General features: G+C 55.6%; 19 protein-coding genes. 12 read left to right on the forward strand and 7 right to left on the reverse strand.

From position 1 onward, the window contains the following. Positions 1-29: 29 nt before the first annotated feature. On the forward strand, positions 30-1,205 hold the full coding sequence (gene zapE / locus CDH48_RS01155; RefSeq protein WP_100686871.1) for a cell division protein ZapE: 1,176 nt from the start codon (positions 30-32) through the stop codon (positions 1,203-1,205). Here the strand turns inward: zapE and CDH48_RS01160 are convergent. From CDH48_RS01160 to CDH48_RS01170, 3 genes are all read right to left on the reverse strand, one after another. Then, positions 1,202-2,995, reverse strand: coding sequence for a PHA/PHB synthase family protein (locus CDH48_RS01160; RefSeq protein WP_100686872.1), 1,794 nt, complete (start codon positions 2,993-2,995; stop codon positions 1,202-1,204). The two genes, zapE and CDH48_RS01160, sit on opposite strands and share 4 nt — an antisense overlap. A 111-nt stretch (positions 2,996-3,106) precedes the next feature. Next, complete coding sequence (gene fabG, locus CDH48_RS01165; protein WP_100686873.1) at positions 3,107-3,850, reverse strand: 3-oxoacyl-[acyl-carrier-protein] reductase; 744 nt, start codon at positions 3,848-3,850, stop codon at positions 3,107-3,109. Between the two features lie 153 nt (positions 3,851-4,003). Continuing rightward, positions 4,004-5,221 carry a polyhydroxyalkanoate depolymerase gene (locus CDH48_RS01170; protein WP_100686874.1) on the reverse strand — a complete coding sequence of 406 codons (1,218 nt, stop codon included), beginning with the start codon at positions 5,219-5,221 and terminating at the stop codon, positions 4,004-4,006. 187 nt (positions 5,222-5,408) lie between these two features. Between CDH48_RS01170 and CDH48_RS01175 the strand changes: the two genes are divergently transcribed. Further along, positions 5,409-7,295, forward strand: coding sequence for a monovalent cation:proton antiporter-2 (CPA2) family protein (locus CDH48_RS01175; protein WP_100686875.1), 1,887 nt, complete (start codon positions 5,409-5,411; stop codon positions 7,293-7,295). Between the two features lie 226 nt (positions 7,296-7,521). On the opposite strand, the gene CDH48_RS01180 is transcribed toward CDH48_RS01175, so the two are convergent. Further along, positions 7,522-8,664: a cytochrome P450 gene (locus CDH48_RS01180; RefSeq protein ID WP_100686876.1), complete on the reverse strand. Its 1,143-nt coding sequence runs from the start codon at positions 8,662-8,664 to the stop codon at positions 7,522-7,524. A gap of 553 nt (positions 8,665-9,217) precedes the next feature. Here CDH48_RS01180 and CDH48_RS01185 point away from each other — a divergent pair. Together CDH48_RS01185 and mrtJ are read left to right on the forward strand one after the other, a co-directional pair. Further along, positions 9,218-11,539, forward strand: a complete 2,322-nt coding sequence (locus CDH48_RS01185) for a choice-of-anchor F family protein (protein ID WP_198515455.1) — start codon at positions 9,218-9,220, stop codon at positions 11,537-11,539. Between the two features lie 152 nt (positions 11,540-11,691). Then, the gene (mrtJ, locus tag CDH48_RS01190) at positions 11,692-12,168 is read left to right on the forward strand and encodes a JDVT-CTERM system glutamic-type intramembrane protease MrtJ (RefSeq protein ID WP_100686877.1); all 477 of its coding nucleotides are present in this window, start codon (positions 11,692-11,694) and stop codon (positions 12,166-12,168) included. Between the two features lie 59 nt (positions 12,169-12,227). Here the strand turns inward: mrtJ and CDH48_RS01195 are convergent, their stop codons facing one another. Further along, entirely contained in the window at positions 12,228-14,426 is a 2,199-nt protein-coding gene (locus CDH48_RS01195; RefSeq protein ID WP_100686878.1) for a choice-of-anchor O protein, read from the reverse strand. 313 nt (positions 14,427-14,739) lie between these two features. Between CDH48_RS01195 and CDH48_RS19300 the strand changes: the two genes are divergently transcribed. After that, the gene (locus CDH48_RS19300) at positions 14,740-15,864 is read left to right on the forward strand and encodes a class I SAM-dependent methyltransferase (RefSeq protein ID WP_227520870.1); all 1,125 of its coding nucleotides are present in this window, start codon (positions 14,740-14,742) and stop codon (positions 15,862-15,864) included. Positions 15,865-15,945: 81 nt separating this feature from the next. Here the strand turns inward: CDH48_RS19300 and CDH48_RS01205 are convergent, their stop codons facing one another. Beyond that, positions 15,946-16,389: a YtoQ family protein gene (locus CDH48_RS01205; protein ID WP_100686879.1), complete on the reverse strand. Its 444-nt coding sequence runs from the start codon at positions 16,387-16,389 to the stop codon at positions 15,946-15,948. Between the two features lie 307 nt (positions 16,390-16,696). On the opposite strand from CDH48_RS01205, the gene CDH48_RS01210 reads away from it, so the two are divergent. From CDH48_RS01210 to CDH48_RS01225, 4 genes are all read left to right on the forward strand, one after another. After that, entirely contained in the window at positions 16,697-17,680 is a 984-nt protein-coding gene (locus tag CDH48_RS01210) for a DnaJ C-terminal domain-containing protein (protein WP_100686880.1), read from the forward strand. 15 nt (positions 17,681-17,695) lie between these two features. After that, positions 17,696-18,043, forward strand: coding sequence for a chaperone modulator CbpM (locus CDH48_RS01215; protein ID WP_100686881.1), 348 nt, complete (start codon positions 17,696-17,698; stop codon positions 18,041-18,043). Positions 18,044-18,253: 210 nt separating this feature from the next. Continuing rightward, positions 18,254-18,655, forward strand: a complete 402-nt coding sequence (locus tag CDH48_RS01220) for a hypothetical protein (protein WP_100686882.1) — start codon at positions 18,254-18,256, stop codon at positions 18,653-18,655. A gap of 194 nt (positions 18,656-18,849) precedes the next feature. After that, entirely contained in the window at positions 18,850-20,790 is a 1,941-nt protein-coding gene (locus tag CDH48_RS01225; protein ID WP_100686883.1) for a methyl-accepting chemotaxis protein, read from the forward strand. Between the two features lie 33 nt (positions 20,791-20,823). On the opposite strand, the gene CDH48_RS01230 is transcribed toward CDH48_RS01225, so the two are convergent. Continuing rightward, positions 20,824-21,789 (reverse strand): NAD(P)H-dependent flavin oxidoreductase, encoded by a 966-nt coding sequence (locus tag CDH48_RS01230; RefSeq protein ID WP_100686884.1) that lies wholly within the window; start codon positions 21,787-21,789, stop codon positions 20,824-20,826. A gap of 91 nt (positions 21,790-21,880) precedes the next feature. Between CDH48_RS01230 and CDH48_RS01235 the strand changes: the two genes are divergently transcribed. The 3 genes from CDH48_RS01235 (at position 21,881) to CDH48_RS01245 (ending at position 24,523) form a co-directional block, all read left to right on the forward strand. Continuing rightward, positions 21,881-22,615, forward strand: coding sequence for a DsbA family protein (locus CDH48_RS01235; RefSeq protein WP_100686885.1), 735 nt, complete (start codon positions 21,881-21,883; stop codon positions 22,613-22,615). Positions 22,616-22,725: 110 nt separating this feature from the next. Continuing rightward, the gene (gene trhO / locus CDH48_RS01240; protein WP_100686886.1) at positions 22,726-23,739 is read left to right on the forward strand and encodes an oxygen-dependent tRNA uridine(34) hydroxylase TrhO; all 1,014 of its coding nucleotides are present in this window, start codon (positions 22,726-22,728) and stop codon (positions 23,737-23,739) included. A 34-nt stretch (positions 23,740-23,773) separates the two neighbouring features. Then, a complete protein-coding gene (locus CDH48_RS01245; protein ID WP_100686887.1) occupies positions 23,774-24,523 on the forward strand; it encodes a DUF481 domain-containing protein in 750 nt (249 codons plus the stop codon). The last annotated feature ends 7 nt before the right edge of the window (positions 24,524-24,530 follow it).

Below are 24,530 nucleotides of genomic sequence, written 5' to 3' on the forward strand. Positions count from 1 at the left end.
TCTCTGACTCCACGGGCCGTTGCGGATTTATGAAGCCAGGCAGTTCTGCAACGGCGGCGCCTGATCCGGGCAAGGCTTACCAGCAGGCACTGGCTTCCGGCTTTCAGGATGACCCTGCCCAACAGCGGGCGGTCGTTTGCCTGCAGCGATGCTATGAGCAGTTGCAGGCGGGTGAGCCGGACATCCAGGGAGTGTATCTTTGGGGAGCAGTCGGGCGTGGAAAAACCTGGTTGATGGATTTTTTCTACCGGGCTTTAACCGTGCCTGCGCGGAGGCAGCACTTCCATCATTTCATGCGCTGGGTTCACCAGCGCCTGTTTCAGTTAACCGGGCAGGAAAATCCGCTGGCCCTGCTTGCCCAGGAGCTGGCGGATGAAGCTCGGGTACTGTGCTTCGACGAACTGTTTGTCAGTGATATCGGCGATGCGGTGCTGTTAGGTGGACTGTTTCAGCAGCTTTTCGCCAAGGGTCTGGTGCTGGTTGCGACATCCAATCAGCCACCCGATGACTTGTACAAAGATGGCTTTAATCGTGAACGTCTGCTGCCGGCCATTGCTGCGCTGAACCGGCACATGCAGGTGCTGGAGGTTGATGGTGGCCAGGACCACCGGCTTCACCCGGGGGAGCGCCGGCAGCGTTACTGGGTTAACCAACCGCAGGCTCTGGAAACCGCATTTAACGAATTGCTAAGGGATAGTGAGCGGGTACATGGCGAACCATTTGTGCTTGGCCACTGTGAAATCCCTGTAGTCAGACGCAGCCAGCGCCTGTTGTGGTGCCGTTATAATGCCCTGTGCGAACAGAAACTTGCGGCGCCTGATTTCATCGAGTTGTGTGACCGCTTTTCCCATATTTTTTTAAGCAACGTACCCCGGCTTACGGGCGGTGTGCAGCAGGCTGCTATTGCCCGCGGTACTGAGGATGGTGCGACTCAGGTAGCGGCGGGCGACCGCAAGTTACCGGCATTAACCGGTATGGATGATGGCGTGCGCCGGTTTATTGCCCTGGTGGATGAGTGTTACGACCGCGGCGTTCCTCTGTACCTGGATGCTGAGGTGCCCATGAATGAGCTCTACCCCAGGGGTGCGCTTGCCTTTCCATTCCGCCGCACAATAAGCCGTCTGCAGGAGATGCAGTTACAACGTTTTGGCGGTGGAACCTGGTCGCGGCGCCAGGTTCGCCGCGAAGTGCCCGGTGCCGGCTAACCCCGCACATAGGCTCCCGGCGCCGGCTCAATCACCGGCAGTTTTCCTTCTTCGGCACTTCGTGCCGGCACCTCACCACCGCCAAACTGCTCGGCCCAGGCAACCCAGTCGGGCCACCAGGAACCTTCGAACTCCTGAGCGCCCTGCAGCCAGGCACCCGGGTCCGGAGCATTCTCTTCATTGACCCGATAGCCGTACTTTTTCCGGTCCGGCGGATTGATGATTCCGGCGATATGACCGGAACCACCCAGCACGAAGCGAACCGGGCCACCCAGGTAGCGTGAACCCCGGTAACAGGATGTCCATGGGGCAATGTGGTCCTCGATGGCAGAAGCAAAGTAACTGGGCGTTGTGACCCTGCCCAGATCAATCGGGGTGCCCGCCAGTTCAATACCGCCTGGTTCTCCCAGCCGGTTGTGCAGGTACATGTTACGCAGGTAGAAGCTGTGCATGGTTGCCGGCATTCGCGTGGCGTCAGCGTTCCAGTACAGCAAGTCGAACGGGGCAGTGTCCTTGCCCAGCAGATAATTGTTGACGAAGAACGACCAGATCAGACCATTGGCCCGCAGCATGTTGAAGGCGATTGCCATCGAGGAACCTTCAAGATAGCCCTGCTTGTCCATGGCTTTCTCGAGCTTGCTGATGGCATCCTCATCAATGAACACCTCCAGGTCGCCCACATCCGCGAAATCCAGCATGCTGTTCAGGAAAGTCGCACTCTTCACGCGGTCGTCTCCACGGGCCGCCAGCCAGGCCAGGGTGCAGCCGAGCAGGGTGCCGCCGATGCAGTAACCAACGGTGTTGAGCTCACGCTCACCGGTGGTTTTCTCAATGGCATCCATAGCGGCGATGGGGCCTTCGAGCATGTAATTTTCAAAACTCTTGTGCGCCAGTTCCGGCCCCGGATTAACCCAGGAAATCACAAATACCGTGTGGCCGTGTTCTACCCAATAGCGGATGAATGACTTTTTCTCGCCAAGATCGAGGATGTAGTACTTGTTGATCCAGGGCGGAACCACCAGCAGTGGCCGACGGTGTACGGTTTTGGTAGTTGGCCGGTACTGAATGAGTTGCATCAGCTCGTTCTGGTAAATCACATCCCCGGGAGTGTTGGCCAGGTTCTCACCAACGGCAAACGCGTCCGGGTCGGACATGCGAAAAGGCAGTGGACCACTGCCCTCATCCAGATCCCGTAACAGGTTGGCCAGGCCACGTATCAGGTTTGCGCCCCGCGTTTGGATCGTTGTGCGCAGCACCTCGGGATTGCTCAGGATAAAGTTGCTTGGAGCCAGGGCGTCCGTCATCTGGCTGGTAAAAAAGCGAAGCTTGCGTCTTGAGTGCGGGTCCAGGCCGCGCACATCGTCGATGGTGTCCATAATCCAGCGGTTGGACAGCAGATAAGCCTGCTTGATGACATTGAAGGCCAGTGCCTCGCTCCATGCAGGGTCGCGAAAACGCCCGTCACCCGGCTCTGGTTCGGCCACATCCAGTGGTTTCTTGCCCAGGCTGGTTGACAGCAATCCTGACCAGAAGCGGGTGCTGTCCCTGAGCAGGCGCATCTGCGCGAGAATTACCGTGTCTGGCTGCGTTGCAAGCTTGCCGGTGAATGACACAAAGGGTTTGGCCATGCTCTTGATGCTGACGGGATTGGGTTCGCCGCCACTCAACACTCGCATGATTGAGCGTTTCAGCAGGTTGCTGCCATGTACGCCTGCGCGCACCAGCGACCGGGGTACAACATCGGGCTCGAATTCCGGGGAAGAGGTCTGTTTAACCGGTTTCTCAGACATTGGCACAGTCTCCACTCCGCGGCCAGAGTGGCCGCGGATCGGTTAGAAACAGCGACGAACGCAGGTGTTCGATGCGTTGACCGCGACGAAGTATGGCTATATGAAGTAAGACTACATATAGACGCCGCCATTAACGTTAATCTGCTGTCCGGTGATGTAGTCTCCTTCTGCTGCCAGAAATGCCACGGCCCGGGCGATTTCCTCGGGTTGCCCGAAGCGACCCATGGGTACCCGGGCAACGATCTTTTCGCGAATGTTTTCGGGCACCTGGGCAAGCATTTCGGTTTCGGTAAAGCCGGGTGCAATCGCGTTGACGGTAATATTGTGCTTGGCAACTTCCAGTGCCATGGTTTTGGTGAATGCGATAATGCCGCCCTTGCTGGCCGCGTAGTTAGCCTGCCCGAAGTTTCCTGCCTGGCCGACAAACGAGGTGATATTGATAATGCGACCGTACTTCTGATCCATCATGATGTTCAGCACTTCAGAGCAGGTTGCGTATACACTGCCCAGGTTGGTATCCAGAACGTCGTTCCAGTCATCGTCGGTGAGTTTCCTCATGGACTTGTCCCGGGTGATACCGGCGTTGTTCACCAGGATATCAATGCGCCCCCATTTGTTGTGAACATCCTTGATCATGCCCCGCGCCTCGGGCATTTTGGAAAGATCCGCCTTGATGGACAAGGCCCCTACGCCGATCTTCGCCAGTTCCTTGATAACTTCATCTGCATCGGCCTGACGTGAGCGGTAATTGATGGCGACATCTGCACCGCGCTGGGCAAGCTGCAGTGCGATATGGCGACCAATGCCACGGGATCCGCCAGTAACGATGGCTACCTTGCCTTTAAGATCTTGCATGTCACTCTCCTTGATATGATGGTACTTCGTCTTTCCTGCTTTATTGTTATCTGCTCAAAGCACTGCATCTGTGCAGGATCCGCTGCGAGGAAGCCTTTATTTCAAGCTAGCAGAGGGCCCCGAACATCTCAAGGAACCGGCGAAATCAGCCAGTCATGCAGAACGGATAAAGTCCCGAAGTCGCGGTGCAATGGTTTTGCGCCATTGGCTGCCGTTGAACACCCCGTAATGGCCAGCCCCTGGTTGCAAGTGATGCACCCGGCGTGCGTCCGGCACGTTCATGCACAGATCGTGGGCGGCCCGGGTTTGTCCGGGGCTGGAAATGTCGTCCTTTTCACCTTCGACGGTCATCAGGGCGGTTTTTTCGATGGCGGCCGGATTCACCTGTCGCCCACGGTGCTGAAAACAGCCCCGGGCCAGATGAAACTCCTGGAAAACACGCTGGATGGTGTCCAGGTAATACGATGCCGGCAGGTCCATCACTGCCAGGTACTCGTCATAGAAGTTCCTGTGGCGGGCTACATTTTCAGCCCTGTCGTCCCGAATGGACCGATACAGGCCGCGATAGGCATCAACGTGGCGATCGAAGTTCATATTCACAAACCCGGCCAGTTGCAGGAACCCCGGATAAACCTGGCGCATGGCTCCGGGATAGGGGGCGGGCACGGGGTGGACCAGGTTACGCCTGAACCAGGCCAGTTTATTTTTGGTCGCCAGTTTGCAGGGTGCGGTCGGGTCGACGCGGCCATCTATGGGGCCACTCATCAATGCCAGGGAACGGGGTGTCGCCGGGTGGCGATCCTCGGCCATGATGGATGTGGCTGCAAGCACGGGTACCACTGGCTGACAGACTGCCAGTACGTGGGTGTCCGGCCCCAGATGGGCAAGAAAATCAATAACATAGTCGATGTAGTCGTCGAGACCGAAATCGCCTTCTGAAAGCGGAACCTTGCAGGCATCGCGCCAGTCAGTGATGTACACATCGTGTTCCGGCAGCATTGCCTCCACGGTGCCACGCAGCAATGAGGCGAAGTGGCCCGACAGCGGCGCGACGATCAACAGTTTCGGGTCATCGGGCCGCGTCACATCCCGCTGGAAGTGTTTGATCTGCGCAAAAGGTTTGCGTTGAACAATAACCTCATGAACGTCGACCTGTTTACCTTCGCAGATGGTGGTGCGCAGATTGAACGCCGGTTTCGGGTAACGGCGGGTGAGATCCCCGAACACACCGTAGGCCGAAGCGACGCTGCGTGCCCCTGGAAGTCGGGATACAGGGCTCCAGGGATGCTGTAGCAGCGTGCTCTGGGCTTTGGTCAACAGGCGCACGGGCTCCAGCGCGGCACGGCCTATCTCGTGGGCAAAATACATCATGGTATTGTCCTGCTTGAGTTCCGTTGTCCCCGTATGCTTTGGGGAACCATGAAGGTTACATTAGCATGTTTTGGGGAAGTCGAAACGAAAGGCTGGAAACGTCGGTACCGGCGACAAGCACGCTTGCTTTGATGGCTATCCATATTGTACTTATGCTCACCTCTGGATCCTTTGAGCTCGCATCCCTATGACCACCTATTTTATTCAGGCCTTCATTTATCTTCTGGCCGCCGTGATCGCAGTGCCATTGGCAAAGCGTTTTGGCCTGGGTTCCGTGCTGGGTTATCTGGTTGCCGGCGTGGTGATCGGACCCGTCTTGGGCCTTGTGGGGCAGGAAACCAGCACCATTCAGCATTTTGCGGAGTTTGGTGTTGTCATGATGCTGTTCCTGATTGGCATGGAAATCGACCCGAAGGCACTTTGGGCCATGAGAGTTCGCCTTTTGGGGCTAGGTGGTCTGCAGGTGGTTCTGACGGCGGCAGCCGGAATGGCCGTAGCCTGGTGGCTTGGGCTTCAGTGGCAGACAGCGCTGGCGGTTGGCCTGATTTTCGCGGTGTCGTCGACAGCCATAGTGTTGCAGACCCTGGATGAAAAGGGCTTGTCGAAGACGGAAGGCGGGCGCAATGCGTTTTCCGTATTGCTGTTCCAGGACATCGCGGTAATCCCCATGCTTGCCTTGATTCCGCTTTTGGCGTTGCCGGGCCTGAAGGGAGGCTCCGGCTCCTCCTCAGAAGTCGATGCCGGCCTGAGCCTGGTAGCCGGCCTTCCGGGCTGGGCTCATGCTCTGGTTGTTGTGGGTGCCGTCGCTTTGGTCATTATTGGCGGCTATTACCTAAGCCGTCCGTTGTTCCGTTATGTGGTGAAATCCGGACTGCGGGAGGTGTTCACCGCTACGGCACTGATGCTGGTTATCGGTATCGCTGCCCTCATGAGCGTTATAAATCTTTCGCCTGCCCTTGGTGCTTTTCTGGCCGGTGTGGTGCTGGCCAACAGTGAGTTCCGTCATGAGCTGGAAGCCAACATAGAGCCGTTCAAGGGGCTGCTGCTGGGCCTGTTCTTTATCACTGTGGGGGCTGGAATCAACTTTGAGGTGCTGGTGGCAGAGTGGGGCACCGTCGTTTCTCTGGGTATAGCCGTAATTGCGATCAAGGCGCTGATCCTGCTTGCTCTTGCGCAGATGTTTGGTATCCGTAGCAGCAACGGCTGGCTGTTTACCCTGGGGCTGGCACAAGCGGGTGAATTTGGCTTCGTGTTGCTCACCTACAGTGAACAAAACAGTGTGATACCGCCAGACATCTCGCAGATGCTCTCGCTGGTTGTTGCGCTCTCCATGTTCCTCACGCCCCTGTTGTTTATCGTTTATGATCGCATTGTGCTGCCACGGTACCGGCGTTCCAGTAACGATGAACGGGCAGCTGACACCATCGATGAACAGGCACCGGTGATTGTCGCGGGTGCGGGTCGTTTTGGGCAGATTGTCTGCCGTTTGTTGCGGGCCAATAATGTTCCCATTGTGGTACTGGACCACGAACTCGAGCAGATTGAAAACGTCCGCCAGATCAACATCAAGAGCTTTTTTGGCGATGCCAGCCGCTCCGACCTGCTGGAAAAGGCAGGTATTGGCCAGGCCCGCCTGTTAGTTGTGGCGATTGATGATCGGGATCGCACCGTGAAGATGGTCAAGCATGTGAAAGAGTTTTTCCCGGGAGTCTGGGTGCTGGCACGTGCCTTTGATCGTGGTCACAGCTATCAGCTACGACAAGCGGGCGCAGACGATGTGGTGAGCGAGACGTATTATTCCGCTTTGGAGCTTGGTGGCCATGCCCTCACGGCGATGGGTGTGCATCCAATGCGGGCAAAACAGATGACCTGGGCCTTTGTTGAAAACGAGCGCGCCCATGAAAAAGAGTTATTTGAGGCATGGAAGGAAATCGAGGAAGGTATTAACTTCAGCCCGCGCTATGGCGAGCTGTTCATGAAGCTTGAAGAGGCGCTAAGCAACACCATGCACCGGGAATGGGAAGTGCCGAAGCCCGAGGATGTCCCGGTCTGGACTCCGCCGGAACATAACTGAACGGGGCCCGAATGAAATTTCCAATTGTTACCGCAACTCTGGTTTCAGCTGCACTGCTGTTCGTGCTTTGAGACCAGACCCGCGAACCGCCGCAAGCGCTCGATGCAAGCCGGTTTACCAACCTTTCTGTCAATCCCGTTGAACTCAGTTCAACCGTAGACTGGATGGTTACGCAGGTGCCCTCTCTGTGTGAGCAAACCACCGGCCAGGGCGAGGGCGCAGGGGCCTATGTTAGTACTACGGGCACCCGATGATACCCGCCCACGGGGGCCACTTCGCGCTCAGGCGGCTGGTCAGATACCAGCTCAATTGTTCGTACAGACGCGAGCAGCGTCTGTAATGCGATACGCAGCTCCCAGGTGGCCAGCAGGCGGCCCGGGCAGACATGCTTGCCGGCACCGTATACAAGATTGTTGCCTGCGTTGCCCTGCGGATCGAACCGGTTGTTATCAAAAACCGCCTCATCGCGGTTAGCGGATGTCCAGTTCAACTTAACCCTCGCGCCACTCGGGATATCCCGCCCGCCAATGTGAACGGGGCAGGTGGTTACGCGGCGATTGGAAACGAACGGATCATCCAGGCGAAGTACCTCATCAATAATTGCTTCCGCCTCACTGTCCGGCGCCGTTCGTATTTTTTCCGCCAGGTCTGGTTGCCCGGCTATGTGAGCCAGGAGCACGCCGACACACAGTGCGATGGAGCCCAGGTCGCCGCCCGTCCAGTTGCGCAGGATTGAAACCAGTTCCGCTTCTGTCAGTTGGCGCCCATTCACTGTCTCGCGGCATAGCTTTGTGGTCAGGTCGTCAGGTGCGTCGTCCCCGGCTTCGCGTCGCGGCTGGATTACCGAGCGGATGATCTCATCAAACTGCTCGGCCACATCCGCCGTCCAGGCGCTGTCGCCGGAGCGGGTGGCCGCGTGATTTTCCTTCATCCAGGCCAGCAGCCGTGGCTCCAGTTCTGCCGGCCACCCCAGCCAGGCGCACTGGGCGCGTACTGCGAATACCGCGCCAATGTCGTTCACCGCGTCCAGCACAACACCTCGGGGTAACGCCGCCACCAGTTGCGAGGCGACGCGTTTGAAGGCGGGTATGAAAGGTTCCAACGCATCATGGCTGAGGTGTCGCTCAATCACCTCCCGGAAACGGGTGTGTTCTTCTCCATCGAGACCGTTCGGCACTTGCAGGAAACGAGAGACCTGGCTGGAGAAGCGCTGGTGATCCAGAGCTGCGGCAAGAACATCCTCGTGCCGCAGAAGCACCCATTCACCCATCGAATTCCTTACCACCGGATGCCTGGGGCGCAACTCATCGGTATAAGCGCGCAAGTCCCGGCCGGCGGCGGATAAATCGTCTGGCATATGGTCAGTCATATTGACTCCTTTATCGTCAAAGATATTGGCGGCTTAGTGTAATCCTTGATTTATGTGTCAGTACGACAACGTGTCGCATTCATTAAGAGCATTTGTATGAGCACCTTATCGCAGATTGTTACTTGCCGGTAATAAGTGACTGTAACATTCATTCCGTCATTCCGTGCTTGTCACACGTGCGACTCTGGGTTCAGTCAGAACCTGGGGGGAGAAAAAGTGGGGGGAGTAAAAATGGCCTGATTAGACAATTTTAATCACGAAACTTGATCTAAGTTAAGTCGCAGTTTGCCTATATTAAATGTACCATCCTCGGTTCTGCGGCAAACCCCTTTCTGAGGGTGTTACGCTAAGTGCAAGATTTAAAAAAGGAAGTAGTTGTATGTTATGGAAGTCAGGTTCTCGTGTGGCTTTTCAGCCCACTGCAGGGCACGGTCCCTACGCTCGTAAAAAACCACAAATTTTTCTCACCAGTTTTCTGATGGCAGGCGCGCTCTCTGGAGCTGCACTTGCTCAAGAACCCAATCCAACTCCCAATACTTACACTGATTTGCCAGTGCCACAGCTGACACGCTGGAAAACCGAGACCAATACGGTGACGGTTCAACCCGGTGTTGACGGCTACTCTGGTGCCTCTGCGCGGACCCAGTTTTACCCCAGTGAACTGGCTCGCCAGAGTGCGGAAGCTGCGTTAGCAACGTTAAATAATGCTGATCCAGCCGACGATGTCGAGGATATTGAAGGCGAGTTGTGGGCGAACAGCCCGGCGGCAGTCTACTGGGAACTGGATGACGGCAGCGGTCGCCCGCCCGGTATCCAGGTTGTAACGGACGATCTTGATACCCCAACCAATAACTGCATTATGTCCTCGGGTATGCGCGTGGATGAAAAACTGGGCACGCTCGTTCCCAAAACCTGCAGCGATCCAAATAGTAGTTCCAAGCGTTATTTCCTGGAAATCCGGGATGCCGATACACCGGTGGATATGGTGTTTGAGGTAGGTAAAAAGGACATTCGCTACAAGGGTGTGAAAAACCCCGAAGAGGATGGTGGTGAAGAGCTGGCCGCCTTTAAGGAAGAGTATGGCATTGGCCGTATCTACCGTGTAATCCAGAAGGTTGTGAACAACTCGGATGAGCGCTGGGTCGGCATTAAAATGGAGCTCGGCCACGGTATCGGGAATAATTTCACCCCTTTCAATTTCGCAGAAGACGGTGTTGCGTTTGAACTGCGTGAAGCCGTGCCGCGGGAGTTTTTTGAAGGGGAAACCGGCGCCCCGGATATAGCAGTCTGGAATCCTGACCGTTTCTCAACATTCTCGCCCAAGGGCTTTGATGATGGTTCTCGGGAGCGTTTTGACCCTGGCTTCTTCTCCGATCAGGCTGCAGGTCTTTTCCCACCGCAGAGTGCGGGCAATGGTTCAGACAAAGCGGTGCTGCTCTACAGTGGTTCTGAATACAACTCTGAAACCGATGCCTATGGCGCGATTACCCCGAACGTTTTCAGCATGGCGGATACGCAGGCTGCAGGAACCACGTTCGTTACTCAGGGCGTATTCGGTTATATGCTGTCTGATTCAATAGCGCCTATTGTTATCGCCCGTTATGACGGGGGTGACCCCGATGGTGAATCGGATGCGTTCGAAGCCTGGTGGGATGGTGAAAACTGGCGGTACGGGCAGGCCGGTGGTGAAGCAGAGGGCGTCGCTCCTTTTGGAGTGGTGGGTAACGATCAGCTAGAGGAATGGGCTGAAAGGCTGCTGGGCACCACGACAGAAGAAGCTGATAAAAAGGGGTATGCCTCTGTTCTGGCAGATGACCTGGCTACCCAGAATATGGATACCTTTATCTACATTGGTGATGGCATTCTGGACGAAAATGGTGCTCCCAAATACGAAAACATCACGTTGCGGGTAACCGCCATATCGACAGCTTCGGAAGGACTTTCCTCCACGAGCCGTGGTAACGAGACGCCGGCCTGGATTGATTCTGATGGTAAGAATACGGCTCCGGACCTCCTCTCATACCGAGTCCCAAGACCAGCTCCGGAAGCACTGAACGACTCAGCGACGACCGTCGGGGTTGTTCCGGTGGACATCAACCTGTTGGAGAACGACCTGCTGAATGGCAAACTTCTGAGCCAGCGGATTGGCGCCGGTGATGTTACTGCGGCGTATGAGGTTGTCACGGGCCCGGCAAACGGAACTGTCACAATCACCGATGGGATAGCAACCTACGAGGCGAATGACGGCGTTACAGGGCCGGATACGTTCACTTATTTGGTGAAGGTTACCGATGCAAAAGCTGATGACGATGAGTACGGCACAGATACTGAATCAAACACTGCGACGGTCACTGTGCAAGTTGTTCCATACCCGGGAACTGAAACACCGATCGCTAAAAATGACTCAGCAGTAACGTTCAGCGATACCCCGGTAACCATCGATGTGTTAGGCAACGATGATTTGCCAGCGGGCACCGCCTCAGTGACTGTTCCGGCGACTGAAGAAGCTGGTGGCCCTGTGTCTGGCACCGCAACGGTTTCAGACAATAAGGTGGTTTATACTCCGGCGTCGAACCTGACGTTCAAAGATGAAGAGTCAATAATTGATCGCTTTATCTATACGGTTGATGTGAACGGGAAGAAAGCCAGCGCTCTGATCACTGTGAGAATAGACCCTCCAGTTGTGGAAGAGCCCACTGATCCAGGCACTGACCCAGACACTGACACTGACACAAACAGCGAAAAAGGCGGCGGCACGCTCTTCGGCTGTAGCTACAGCCCGGGTGCACCGTTCGATCCGACATTGCCGCTTGTGGTACTGGCGGCACTCGGTGGACTGGTTATCCGCAACCGTCGTAAGCAAACCCTGCACTAAGCCTGTTAGTGCATAACCTGGAGCCCCGGCGAAATTTGCCGGGGCTTTTTATATTATGCAAAGCCCCCTCCTGCTCGAAGCATCTGACTTTCCCGTTGCAGATCCACTAGTATGCTGAGTTTGACTATCTGCAGGACAAGGCCTTCCCACCCATGCATGAAAGCACTTCTCTTAAGCAGCAGTTAGGATTAACGCTCCCTGAGTGGCTGTTCGCGGATTGGCAGTTTATATTGGCGGTAATCACCGGCTGTTGTCTGAGTGTGGCTGTTGGCGCTTTAGCTGGCGGGAATGCCTGGCTGGATGCTGGCTGGATGCCACTGGTTTCCCTTATTCTCTGGGCTCCGGTGATCGAGGAGTTGGCCTTTCGCGGCATCGTGCAGGGCTTTCTTGGCGAAACAGCATTTGGTAAACGCCACCTCGCAGGCCTCTCTTTCGCTAATCTGCTCGCGGCGCTTCTGTTTACGGCCTGGCACCTGGTTTACCGAACCGATCTGCTGGCCTGGCTGGTCTTTGTCCCGGCCCTGGTGTTCGGCTACTTCCGGGAGCGTCACGGCTCGCTGCTGCCTTGTGTGATTCTTCATGCAGCTTACAACGCTGCTTTATTCCCGGGTTGGTATCTGTTTTCCTGACCCCAACAAAAAACCCGGCCTGATACCAGAACCGGGGTTTATGTTATTACCGATCGGTTTTATGACCGGGCTTTCAGGTTCCGTACTGTCAGGCCACCGATAGCCAGCGCCGTCAGCAGAAGCAGTGTCGGGTCAAATGGAGCACCCGGGCTGTAGCTGCAGCCGACAAGCGTGCCGTCGCCTTCGTTGGTTTCTACAACGTCGTCGGGCAGCTCGACTACGGTTGATTCACGGTACATCGCATGGGTTTCGTCACCCTCGATCTGGTTCCAGACTGTAAACAGTCGATTGCCTGCCGGAGTCATGCGGATCTGCGATTCGAATGTTTCAACGCCATCAGCTTCACCCGCGAAGGTAACAATCGGCGTTAGGTAAGCCCCTTTGTCCTCGACACGAGTGGCATAGAGATCGAGTTCACTGGTGGCATTATCACTCCACGCAGAGACGTTGGTCTGCTTGCCCCAGGCAAGGTAGAACTTGGTTTTGTCCTGACATTCCTCAGGATTCGTCGCGCAGGCGGGCGTGCTTCCCGGTGTGCCAACCAGGCGGGGCTCACGCACGTTGATGGTGGTATCGGTTTCGTTGCTCTTGTTTTCTGGCGCCGACCATTCACCGGTTGCTCCATTATAGTGGCGCAAGTAAAAGTTGTAGTTTTTGGTGTTGGTGTAAAGCAATTCCGCCAGAACGGGCGTGTAGGTGTAACCGATGTAGAGGTCATCGCCCCGCAGCAGCCCACGGTGTGCGTTGGCACTTTCTTCCACAACCTGGTTGGTGTCATCAGAAAGTGTCGAGTTGGCAATGTCCGCATCGGTTGTAGCCTGGGCAATTTCTGCCTGACTGCTCATGTTCAATGCGGGCGCGTTGTTCAGGGCCCTGGCAGAGGCATAGTCTGAAACCGCACAGTTGGCGTCAACAGCCGGTACCATTTCAGCGGGTGAGAAGCCGTTACCACCATTTACGATGCCTTTGCGCAACATGATGTCTGAGGGGCCACCCTGGGTGAACTCACCTTCTTTCCAGAAAATGCCCAGGCGCATACCACTGACCGGTCCTGCTTCTTTCTGTGGAACGAAGCGAACGCGGCGTGCATTCAGCAAAGGGTTGCTGATGATACAGCCGGCCTGAGCTTCAGGGTTATTCCAGTCGAAGGTGTGATAGCGGACATACTTTCCCTCATCCAGACCATCGGAGCCTTTGGTTTCTTCGTAGGCGAGAATAACCTGTGGCGTTGAATCCAGTTCGCCGAATTGAAGCGCCAGGTTGGCCCGGGAGGCGCCAGCTTTTCCGCCTTCCACAATTTCAGAACCGTCAACACTTGTAGAACCTGTGGAAGCGGTGATGTCCTCACCGGAACTGTCTTTAATGACATCGAAATTACCGGCGGCCTCTTGTCCGTCTATGTAGTTGTCGGTGACGCGAACAGGCGTTGTCCAGATGCCTGCATCTTGGGTGCCCCAACCTTTAAGAGCGTAGCTGTACCAGATATCGGTTCCGTGGCTGGTGTTCGCACCGGAAGCACCGTCACCCGGGCCTTCAGCTTCGCCCCGTTGCAGGCCGCGAGGATCTTCCTGCCAGGTGAGTGCCCACTCACCGGTTCCGAGACCGCGGCTCACATCCTGCTTGGCATCGCGCTCACCAGAAGAGAGTTGCACGGCGTCCGACCAGGTGGTGCCGTTATCTGAACTGGTCACTGCATAGGTGCAACTGAAGGGAATTTCGCGGTTTTCAAGGGAACGATAGCTGACCATGCGCTGGTCGCCACCCTCGCAGTATTTATCTACCCAGGAAACCACGACGCGGGAGCCTGAGTTGAAAATGTTGGGTTTGTCTGAATCGCCCGGGAAAGCTTCAGGCTCTCGGGTAGTTTCTAAAATATCACCATTTTCGTCGATGGTGATGGTATAGCCATTCCAGTCGGTATTAATGGAAGTCTTAGCAGCAGTGTTGGAGAGGTTAACTTCTTCTGACCAGCTGCTTTCCTGATCGCAGTCGGCATCGCAATACCGTGCGAAAATATCCCGTGCCGGTCGCTCACCCTGTTCTTTGACGTCGTAAACCGTGTTTTCGTTGGGGTCGAGATAATCACCATACACGGAAACCAGTCGACCATTGGTCATCCGTACTATCTTGGTTTTATTGGCACCGCCATTGCTGTTGAGCTTGACGGTATCACCAAAGCTGAGCCCGGTAGCGGCAGTGGCCGCGCCCGGCAAGGCAAGAGTGGTTGCTATCGCTGCGAGGAGAGCCTGTTTTTTCATGGTGCGTCCTTGATTGGTTAATAGCTTTCGTTGACAGCGATTTCTTTTTTTATAATTTTTTACACTATCAATATTACGAATGTATGACAGAATCGTCATGCATTGCAAATTAACTGTAATGAAAAGCGGCAGTTATTGTTTGACATCAAAATAAATCGTTACGCTGTTGCAGCATTACATTGTTTAACCTTTCGGAGATTTCGTATGAGGGGTTATCACCTCGGAAACCTCGCCATAGCTGCGCCGGTTGTCCTGAGTTTTCTGCTCAGCGCATGCAACGAGCAGGCAGGGCGACAGTCCTGCCGTGATGCGTATGCCTGATCTTCTGGTATCCCCTAACCAGCCATCACCGGATGGCGAGGATATCAGCCCGTTTTTTGACTGGAAAAGCAGCGTGATGGCCAACGCCTTCACCGATCCCTACTTTCGCGCAACCATGAAGCATGAGACAGAAGCGTTTCCGCATCTGGCCGGCTTTATTGAGGACACCTGTCTGACGTGCCATACCCCCATGGCCCGGGCCCATGCCCACCAGACTGGCGTGAGCCTGGAAAAGGACGCTTCATGCGGTCATGATAAAGGCTGTTACCGGGCTGACCAGGCCATGGCAGACCCTCATGCCCGGGAAGGCATCAGTTGTACGGCCTGCCACCAGATCACCGATTCACAGTGGAGTCCACGCTCTACTATCAGAACATTCGTCCGACATTTGTTGAGGCAGAGCACGGTGAGCATCCCTGGATTGCAGAGTTCCGGGGGATTGCCAGCCGGAACCCGCCAAAAGCAGAAGTACTGGCGTCTGCAAGTTTTCAGGTTGACTGAGGTATCCATGAGCAAAGACTATTTCGCGCACAAAGCGCACACCTACGAACAAAACCCCGATCGTGTCGATAATGTGTCCAATATCGCTAACGCAATCCTTGGCAAGGTGAAGCTGGAGCCATCCATGCATCTGCTGGATTTTGGTTCCGGAACGGGGTTGCTGCTGGAACGGATTGCGCACCATGTCGGGAAAATCACGGCGGTGGATATCTCACCCTCCATGAACCGGCAGCTTTTGGAAAAGCAGGGCAGCCTGGCCTGTGAGCTGGAAGTTCAGGAACTGGATCTGGAAAAGCAGACCGTGGAACACAGGTTTGATGGCATTATTTCTTCCATGACCATGCACCACGTGCGGGATGTAGATGCCATGTTCTGCCGCTTCCATGAGATGGTGAAACCGGGTGGTTTTATTGCCATAGCCGATCTGGACAAGGAAGACGGCTCCTTCCATACGGAAGATACCGGGGTGTTCCATTTCGGATTCGACCGGGAAGATATTGTTTCGGCAGCCACTCAGGCGGGCTTTGAAAACGTGGAAGTGGTATCTGCCAGCACGATCAAGCGGGAAACTGGTGATTACCCGGTGTTTTTACTGGTGGCCTGGAGACACGTTTAACCATGCCTGTTGCTGGGACTCATAATGGGTATCTGGCGAAACAGCAGTGCCTGCCGCTCTTCGCCAGATAGTATCGGAAGCTTACTGTGCAGTTGTAACGTACTTGAGAATCTCAACCACCTGTTCCGGAGTCTGCGCCCACGCCATGGCAGATGCGTCTACTTCCTTTAGCGGGTGGATGATGTCTTCGTTGTGCAGGGTAACGTAGGGCGTACCCATAGCGGCACAGAAACCGGCGTCAAAGGCCGCATTCCACTGCTTGTATTTGTCGCCGAACCGGATCACCGCAAGGTCACACTGTTCAAGCAGCGTTTTGGTGCGAATACCGTTCACCTTGGACGACTGGTGGTCGCGCCAGAAAGCGACTTCCGGCTTGCCCAGCATATCGCCCGCTGCATCGCTGGCCTCGTGATTGGTAACAGGCGCGGTGAATTCTACTGGCAAGCCGGCGTCTTCTGCTCCAGCCTGAATCTGCTCACGCCAGTCAGTGTGAATTTCGCCAGAGAGGTACACAGTCCAGATCATGAAGTTCTCCTAAGTAAATTTGGCAGGGGAAGGTTTGAACCTGCGGGACCCTATCATAGCCCGGCGCCATACAGAATCTCAGCCCGGTTAATCCCCTATATCGCCTGTGGCTTTCTCCAGCCGCGCTCGCGAGTCGGCGATAAACTGAAAAAGCAGATCTCTGTAGTGGTTTTGAGCTGAGTTTGTTCTGAGAGGCTCGGCTGAGAGTACTATAGCTTTGAAAGTACTATGCAGAGCTTGCATTTACGCCGTTAGTGCCAATCATGTATAACCAGAAAACAATCTTTGACCAGATGCGAGGAGTTCAATGGACTTCAAAGACTATTACGCCGTGCTCGGTGTGAGCGAGTCTGCCTCCCCCGAGGAGATCAAAAAATCCTACAGGAAGCTGGCCCGGAAATATCACCCGGATGTCAGTACAGAGGATGATGCCAGTGAGAAATTCAAAGACCTTGGTGAGGCCTACGAAGTATTGAAAGATCCGGAAAAGCGTGCGGAATACGATCAGTTGCGCAAATACGGTGCGCGGCCCGATGGTTCTTTCCAGCCGCCTCCCGGCTGGCAGAGTGCATCCGGCTTTGGCGGTGGCGGCTATACGGAGGCAGATGCGCGCCAATTCAGTGACTTCTTTGAAGAAATCTTCGGTGGCAGGCGCGGTGCCGGAGGGTTTTCCGGCAGTGAGTTTGGTGCAGGGGCTGGCGGTTTCCGGCAAAGCGTTCGTATGCGCGGTGAGGATGTTCACGCGCGGTTGCCGCTGTTTTTGGAAGAAGTGTTCAATGGATGCGAAAAGCAGGTTTCCTTTACCGTCCACGAGGCCGACGAGCACGGGCGTATAGTTGCGCGCCAGAAAACCCTGAAAGTAAAAATCCCCGCCGGTATGCGCGAAGGGCAGCATCTGCGTTTGAAGGGGCAGGGCTCTCCCGGGATTGGTGGTGGCGAGCCAGGTGACCTGTTGATAGAGGTAGAGCTGGCGCCGCACCCGCTGTTCAGCGTGGAAGGCCGGGATATTGTGGTGACGATTCCTGTAACACCCTGGGAGGCCGCACTGGGTGCGACAATCACTGTGCCTACGGTAGGCTCCAAAGTGAATGTGAAAGTCCCCAAGGGTTCATCTTCTGGACGCAAGCTCCGCCTCAAGGGTAAAGGGCTGCCAGGCAAGCACCCGGGCGACCAGATGGTTATAATCCAGATCGTGATGCCCGAACAGCATTCTGCGGAGGCGCTAAAACTCTATGAACAGCTTGCCGAAGCCGAGAAAGGTTTTGATCCACGCAGCAAACTCCATCTGTGAAGGGGAGAGTAACGAATGAGTGAGAACGACAGTATCCTGACCCTTGAAGTCACGGACGCAGACGGCAGCACCTTTACCCTTCACGAAGTGTGCGAGCGGGGTGAATGCCATGCAGAGTTTGTGATCAAACTGGTGAGTTACGGCATTATTGCGCCTGTCGAGCCTGCTGAGGAAGCGCGCCAATGGCTGTTCGATGTGGCTGCTCTTGCCCGTTTGCACAAGGCCAGGCGATTACAGAGAGATTTGAAAATGAACTTGCCTGGTCTGGCCATGTCTCTGGACCTGCTGGACGAAGTCCAGGCGATGCGCAAGGAACTGGCGCGCACCAGGCAACAATTGCAGCAACTGATGGAAGGGTACTAATACTAACGCTCCGGCAAAGCGGGGCGTGGCTTCATAAGGCCCTGTTTTACATTCTGCGACCTCTTGCGAGCTGGTGAAGCTGGTAAACTGGTAAAAAAGTACAGTGGTGGTATGTCGCCGCGCTCTGCACTGGATGAGCTGCAATGGGTTGGAGTAGTATCCGCTGACGAGGATACCGGCAGCATGACCCACGCCAAATGAGAGAAAACAATGACCTCCAGTAGCCAGCCCGAGTTCATCTATCGCTGGGAGCCCACCGAGCTTGCAAGCACCATATTGTCTGCTCCCGGTCGAGAAGTGGTGAGCCACTGGATCAGTGCCGTTGCTTTTCTTGATGAGAATGAACATCCGGTTCTGCTGGGCACAGACAATCAGAGCGAACCTACCTTCAGCCAACTCGTGCAAGCTGTTAATCCGGAGTTTGCGCCCTCTGTTATCCTGAACGAGTTGCTGCGTAAAGGCGTTGTCGAGCAGATAGACGACGGCCATGTTTTGCTCAGGCGAAGCACCTATGTACAGGATGTTCCGGGTTTTGAGAGTTTCCCCAGGGTGCGACGGCGGAAGCATAGCCCTGGCCGGAGCCCGGGCAGGCGACATAACGATGACACCTGACGCATCGATCACAATGCTCTGTGTGGTCATCGCTGTTGGTAAAGCCCCCTCCTGATTTTAAACATCCGCAACAAAACCCTACATAAAGAAGCCCCCCTTTGTCGTTTGCTCTGGTACAACTTGCTATAAGAAGTATCTCAATAACCAAATAACAAATAATCCGGATGCCGGAATAACATGTTGGGGAAGTTCTTATGGCCTCTCATTTTCTGAAAAACCTGATCGCCAGCCGGCTGTTCCGTCCCGTATTCATTGTTCTGATTATTGCCGGCCTGGCGCAGGTGGTGATCAGCCAGTGGCTGATCTCGGAGCAGGTAGAGCGTTTGATCACCACGGCAGGCTCAGCCCTTGAAGCAAGCAGTGACCAGCTCAGCGAATCCTTTGAAAATACCCGGGAGGACGTGCGCCTGCGTTTGCAGGCCATGCGTGAAGAAAGCGTTGGCGAGTTGGCGGAGGAGCTTACGCGGCAGCAAGGTGATCAGCAGAAGCGGATGGCAAAAAATGTGCGAAGTGCCGTCATGGCAGAAGCACAGGGGCTGGCCAACGTTCTGGCGGCCGTTGCCGCGCCGCTGATATGGGACAGGGATATTCCCCGGCTGACTGATCTTGTGGAGCTGGCAGACGCCCGGGAATCGGTGCTCTTTGCCATCTATTTCGATCAGTACGGTGAGCGCATGACCCGCTATGTCGACCGTACCGATGAGCGTGTGGTCACATTGATGAAGCAGGGCGAAGGCCGCGGGGCGGCAAGCCGGGTACTGGAAGCGGCCAGTCGCGATCCGAATACTGTCATTATCACCGCCGATATAAAACCCAAAGGCTCTGCCATCGGGCAGTTGAAGCTGGGCTTGTCAATGGAAGGCATCAATCGTGATCTTGCGGAGCTCGAAAAGGAGTTCAACGCTACCCTCACAGCCAGCATAGAGACCGCCAGACAGACACTTGAGGCTGAAACAGGGCAGGTCAACCAGCGGCTTCAGCAGCAGCTTGCAAATATGGGAAAAGACACACAATCGCGCATTGAGCAGACAGTCAGCGCGCTGCGGCTGGAGGCATCAGGCCTTGCATCGAGCCTCACGGTTGTGGCGATAAGCTCCATGATAGTTCTTCTGCTTCTGATCGCTGCTGTGCTGGGAGTCGGTGTGTTGCCCCGGGTTCTGCGGCTGAACTCGGCGATTGAAAGTATTGCCGATGGTGAAGCCGATCTGACTCGCCGGGTAAACCTGAAGGGTAACGATGAGCTTACGGAGATGGCCCGGGGTGTTAACCGGTTTATTGCCCGCATTCAGGAGCTGGTATCTGATGTCAAAAGCTCTGCGGAATCTGCCGTTGGAGAGGCGAAGGAGCAGGGAGAAGTCAGCCGGAATGCGGTTGCCGCGGTGAGTAAACAGCAGCAGGAAGTGGCGGACGTATCTGAAACCATGGGGGCCATGTCCCGCAGTATTACTGGTGTGGCCGAGAACATTCAGGAGGTTGCCGGTGCCGTTCGTGATGTCAGTAATGAAAGCGATGCGACGGCGGCCATTTCCCGGGACGTTCTCAAGCGCCTTGACGACGTGGTGTTAAACGTACAAAAGGCGGTGGACGCGGTCAGCGCACTGGACAACCAAAGCACACAAATCACCACGGTGTTGTCCGTTATCGGGGGTGTTGCAGAGCAGACCAATCTGTTGGCTCTCAACGCGGCGATTGAAGCCGCCAGGGCCGGTGAATCAGGTCGTGGGTTTGCGGTAGTGGCAGATGAAGTAAGAACTCTGGCGAGCCGAACCCAGGCCTCCACCACAGAAATCGAAGCCATTATTGAACGGTTACAGCAGGGCAGCAAACAGGCGGTATCGGTGATTGGTGCGGTGTCGCAACAGATTACGGAATCCTCTGCCGGTTTCCGCCGTGCGGATGAGCACTTTGAGCAGATCAATCAGCTGCTCAGCCGTTTGCAGGAGCAGGCTCTGAGCATTTCATCGGTAGCGGAGCAGGAGGGGCAACAGGCTGAACGGGTTCGCAGCAGTGTTGAGGATATCGCCCGTTCCTCTGAGGCAACGGTTGAGGCCATCCGGCGCTCTGACAGTGCCAGCCTGAAAATTGCCGGGTTGCTTGCGGCGCTTCAGGCGAAGGCGGCCCAGTTCCGTGTGTAACGGAACCGGGTAGCCACTGCGGGCGCTGTTTACTCAATTACAGAGCCGTGCCCGGGCCTCCTGGTACTCCTGTTTCAGCCTGGAAACCAGGGCCTCCACGCTGACAACATCGTTTATCTGGCTCACACCCTGGCCGGCCGACCATACGGTTTTCCAGGCTTTGGCTTCGTCGTCCACCGGTTTGAGTTTTTCCCCGTAGTTGATCTCGCCGGGCTGGTTCAGCTTGTCCATGGGGAAGCCGGCAGCCTCCAGGCTTTGCCGCATGAAGCTGGCCGGTATGCCGGAAACCGCCGGGGTGTGAATGATGTCGGCGGACACAGATTCAATGATCATGTTGCGATAGGCGTCTTCTGCCCGGGATTCGGTAGTGTTGATAAAGCGTGTGCCCATGTAGGAGAGGTCCGCGCCCAGTGCCTGCGCGGCGAGCAGGTCTTCGCCATGGGACAGGCCTCCGGCCAGTAAAACCGTGCCATCAAACACTTCGCGGATTTCATGCACCAGCACAAAGGGGTTGATGGTGCCCGCATGCCCACCAGCGCCGGCGGAAACTGCAATAATGCCGTCCACGCCGGCTTCTGCGGCTTTACGGGCGTGCTTCTGGTTGGTTACATCGTGGAATACAACGCCGCCGTAACTGTGCACAGCTTCCACAACCTGGCTTGCCGCGCCCAGGGACGTAATGATGATGGGCACCTGATGTTTTACGCAGAGTTCCAGATCGGCCTGCCAGCGCGGGTTTGAGCGATGCACGATCAGGTTGACGGCATAGGGCGCAATGCTGGCTTGCGGGTTCTCCTCTTTGAGCGCCCCGAGGTCCCGGTTCATCTGGATCAGCCACTGCTCAAAACCCTCGCTCGTGCGCTGGTTCAGGGCCGGAAAACTGCCCACGATGCCTTCCCGGCAGCACGCAAGCGCCAGTTCCGGGCCTGAAATGAGAAACATGGGGGCCGCGATGAGCGGTAGGCTGAGTGAATCTTTTAACAAGTCGGGAAGTGGCATGGGGTTTCCTTATTTTGTGCTGGAACTTTTGTAGGATATAACGGATCTTAGCCTGCCTGGACGTCTCTTAAAAACAAAAAAGGAGTCAAACATGGGTGAAGCAAAACGCCGCAAGCAAACCGGAGCACCACCGCCCCGTAAAACCGGCTCACAAAAACCACTGATTATCGGCGTGAGTGTGCTGGTTCTGGCCGCCATTGTTCTGGGTGCTTTTTTTCTTACCGCAACCCCCGCACCAACCTCGGCCGAGCTTCCGGTAGCAGCACCTAACGCCGAAGCTTTTCCCGGGCAGCTGGATCAGTACGGGGTTTCTGTGGGCTCACAGGATGCGCCGGTGGTTGTGCGTGAGTTTGCCGATTTCCAGTGCCCTGCCTGCGGTCTTTTTGCCGAGGCCAGCAAGCGTTTGAAGCAGGAGTATGTGGACGCAGGGCAGGTGCGCTTTGTGTATTTCGACCTGCCGTTGAAGCAGCACCAGAATGCGTTTCCCGCCGCCCAGGCTGCTCGCTGTGCCGGCGATCAGGGCGCCTACTGGGAAATGCATGAGCGTTTATACGATTCGCAAACGGAATGGAGCGATTCCAACGATCCCGTCGCCACTTTCACACGTTACGGCAAGGATCTGGATCTGGACGAACGTCGTTTCCGCCGCTGCATGACCACCGAACTGCACCGGGAAGCTGTTGAAGACAGCCGCCGCGTTGCCATGCAACTGCAGGTAACCAGCACACCAACGGTGCTGGTGGACAACATTCGCCTCACCCGCCCCGGCTGGGGCCAGCTTTCTGCAGTTGTGGAGCGGGAGCTTGCACGCACCGGCAAGCCCTGACTTGAACCCTGGCCAGAGTGGGTTAAAATTCGCGCCCTCTCTGGCCTGAACCTGCCAGAACCATAAACCCATGCTCCGGATTTACGATCCGGCCCGCAGGAGACATAACCATGAGCAACAACATTGTTGTTTGCGCACTCTATAAGTTCGCAGTACTGAATGATTTCAAAGCCCTTCGCCAGCCCCTTCTGGAAACAATGCTCGATAATGGCGTCCACGGCACGCTGTTGCTGGCCTGTGAAGGCATTAACGGCACCATCGCCGGAAGCCGCCGCGGTATAGACGCGGTTCAGGCCTGGCTTGCGCGTGACGAGCGCTTCAACGGTATTGATTACAAGGAATCCTTCGTTGATATCCAGCCGTTCAAACGTACCAAGGTGAAGCTCAAGAAAGAAATTGTCACCTTGGGTGTTGATGGCATTGATCCCAGGCGCATTGTGGGTACATATGTAGAGCCTGAACAGTGGAATGATCTTATTTCAGACCCCGAGGTTCTGCTGGTGGATACCCGCAATCAGTACGAGGTGGAAATCGGTACCTTTGAAAATGCGGTCAATCCGTCCACGGACACGTTCCGGGAGTTTCCGGATTACGTAAAGCACAACCTCGACCCGGCAAAACATAAAAAAATTGCCATGTTCTGCACTGGTGGTATTCGCTGCGAAAAATCCACGGCGTACCTGAAAGAGCAAGGGTTTGAGGAGGTTTACCATCTCAAGGGAGGCATTCTGAAATACCTGGAAGAGGTGCCGGAAGAGCAGAGTCTCTGGAAAGGTGAATGTTTTGTATTTGACGACAGGGTTACAGTTAATCATCGTTTGGAGCGGGGAGCCTACGATCAGTGCCATGCCTGTCGTCGCCCCATTACCGAGGCTGAGAAACAGCGCCCGGAATATCAGCAGGGTATAAGCTGCCACCGCTGTATAGACTCGTTAAGTGAGGAACAGAAAGCGCGTTTTGCGGAGCGCGAGCGTCAGATCCGTTTGGCTGAGGCCCGGGGCGAAAGCCACGTTGGGGGTGAAGCCGCCCGTATTATCGCCGAACGCAAAGCACGCAAAAAATCAGAGCGTGAACGCCATGCCCGCAGGAGCATGGAAGGTGAGAGTCGCAGCCCGGTAACCTGAACATTGTGCCTGAACCTGTAACCAAGGAGCTTTCATGAGTTTCAAGAAAACCGTTGCGATTATTTCCATTGCAGTTGCGCCACTGGCGCACGGCCAGGACGCCAAAAACTGGGAGGGCGAGGCGGAACTGGGTGTGCTCATAACATCCGGAAACACCGAGGAAACCAATGTCAATGGCAGCCTTGGCGTGGTTCATGAAGTGGTGGACTGGCGCAACATTCTGGATTTGAGCTCAACCTACTCCGAAGGCGAGGACGACACCACAGGCCAGGATCAGACGACGGCGGAGAAGTACAAAGCAGCGCTTGAAACCAACTACAAATTTGATGAAAGCCAATACTGGTTTTTACGCGGCACCTACGAGAAGGATCGTTTTTCCGGCTATGACTTTGAATCCACTGCCACCACCGGTTACGGTAACCGGGTGTGGCAGCGTGACAAGCGCTCATTCCTTGATTTGTCGGCGGGTGCCGGTTACCGCTACAACAAGCTGGAGGAGCTGAATGACAAAGGCGAGGATGTTGAGAAAGAGGCCATCGCACGGCTGGCCGCCCAGTTCAATTACGCGCTTTCTGAAAATGCCCTGTTTCGCCAGAAACTGAGTACAGAAATCGGCCTCGATGAAAACAACGTGATCAGCCAGTCAGAGACTGCGATCAAGACCAATCTTGTAGGCAATCTCTCCATGAAAGCCGCCTATCGGGTAAAACACGTCTCGGACGCGCCGGCTGGCGCAGACTCCACGGATACCGAAACCGCCATCACTCTGCTCTACGGTTTCTGAGCCGGCC

The organism is Marinobacter aromaticivorans, from assembly GCF_002806975.1.
GTDB classification, from domain to species: Bacteria; Pseudomonadota; Gammaproteobacteria; order Pseudomonadales; family Oleiphilaceae; genus Marinobacter; species Marinobacter aromaticivorans.

Bases quoted from the DNA above. Each gene is read 5' to 3' on its own strand.
- CDH48_RS01205 (WP_100686879.1), bottom strand. From the start codon at position 16,389: ATGATCTGGACTGTGTACCTCTCTGGCGAAATTCACACTGACTGGCGT.
- CDH48_RS01220 (WP_100686882.1), top strand. From the start codon at position 18,254: ATGACCTCCAGTAGCCAGCCCGAGTTCATCTATCGCTGGGAGCCCACC.
- CDH48_RS01235 (WP_100686885.1), top strand. From the start codon at position 21,881: ATGGGTGAAGCAAAACGCCGCAAGCAAACCGGAGCACCACCGCCCCGT.
- mrtJ (WP_100686877.1), top strand. From the start codon at position 11,692: ATGCATGAAAGCACTTCTCTTAAGCAGCAGTTAGGATTAACGCTCCCT.
- CDH48_RS01230 (WP_100686884.1), bottom strand. From the start codon at position 21,789: ATGCCACTTCCCGACTTGTTAAAAGATTCACTCAGCCTACCGCTCATC.
- CDH48_RS19300 (WP_227520870.1), top strand. From the start codon at position 14,740: ATGCCTGATCTTCTGGTATCCCCTAACCAGCCATCACCGGATGGCGAG.
- CDH48_RS01195 (WP_100686878.1), bottom strand. From the start codon at position 14,426: ATGAAAAAACAGGCTCTCCTCGCAGCGATAGCAACCACTCTTGCCTTG.
- zapE (WP_100686871.1), top strand. From the start codon at position 30: ATGAAGCCAGGCAGTTCTGCAACGGCGGCGCCTGATCCGGGCAAGGCT.
- trhO (WP_100686886.1), top strand. From the start codon at position 22,726: ATGAGCAACAACATTGTTGTTTGCGCACTCTATAAGTTCGCAGTACTG.
- fabG (WP_100686873.1), bottom strand. From the start codon at position 3,850: ATGCAAGATCTTAAAGGCAAGGTAGCCATCGTTACTGGCGGATCCCGT.
- CDH48_RS01215 (WP_100686881.1), top strand. From the start codon at position 17,696: ATGAGTGAGAACGACAGTATCCTGACCCTTGAAGTCACGGACGCAGAC.
- CDH48_RS01175 (WP_100686875.1), top strand. From the start codon at position 5,409: ATGACCACCTATTTTATTCAGGCCTTCATTTATCTTCTGGCCGCCGTG.
- CDH48_RS01180 (WP_100686876.1), bottom strand. From the start codon at position 8,664: ATGACTGACCATATGCCAGACGATTTATCCGCCGCCGGCCGGGACTTG.
- CDH48_RS01210 (WP_100686880.1), top strand. From the start codon at position 16,697: ATGGACTTCAAAGACTATTACGCCGTGCTCGGTGTGAGCGAGTCTGCC.
- CDH48_RS01160 (WP_100686872.1), bottom strand. From the start codon at position 2,995: ATGTCTGAGAAACCGGTTAAACAGACCTCTTCCCCGGAATTCGAGCCC.
- CDH48_RS01245 (WP_100686887.1), top strand. From the start codon at position 23,774: ATGAGTTTCAAGAAAACCGTTGCGATTATTTCCATTGCAGTTGCGCCA.
- CDH48_RS01225 (WP_100686883.1), top strand. From the start codon at position 18,850: ATGGCCTCTCATTTTCTGAAAAACCTGATCGCCAGCCGGCTGTTCCGT.
- CDH48_RS01170 (WP_100686874.1), bottom strand. From the start codon at position 5,221: ATGATGTATTTTGCCCACGAGATAGGCCGTGCCGCGCTGGAGCCCGTG.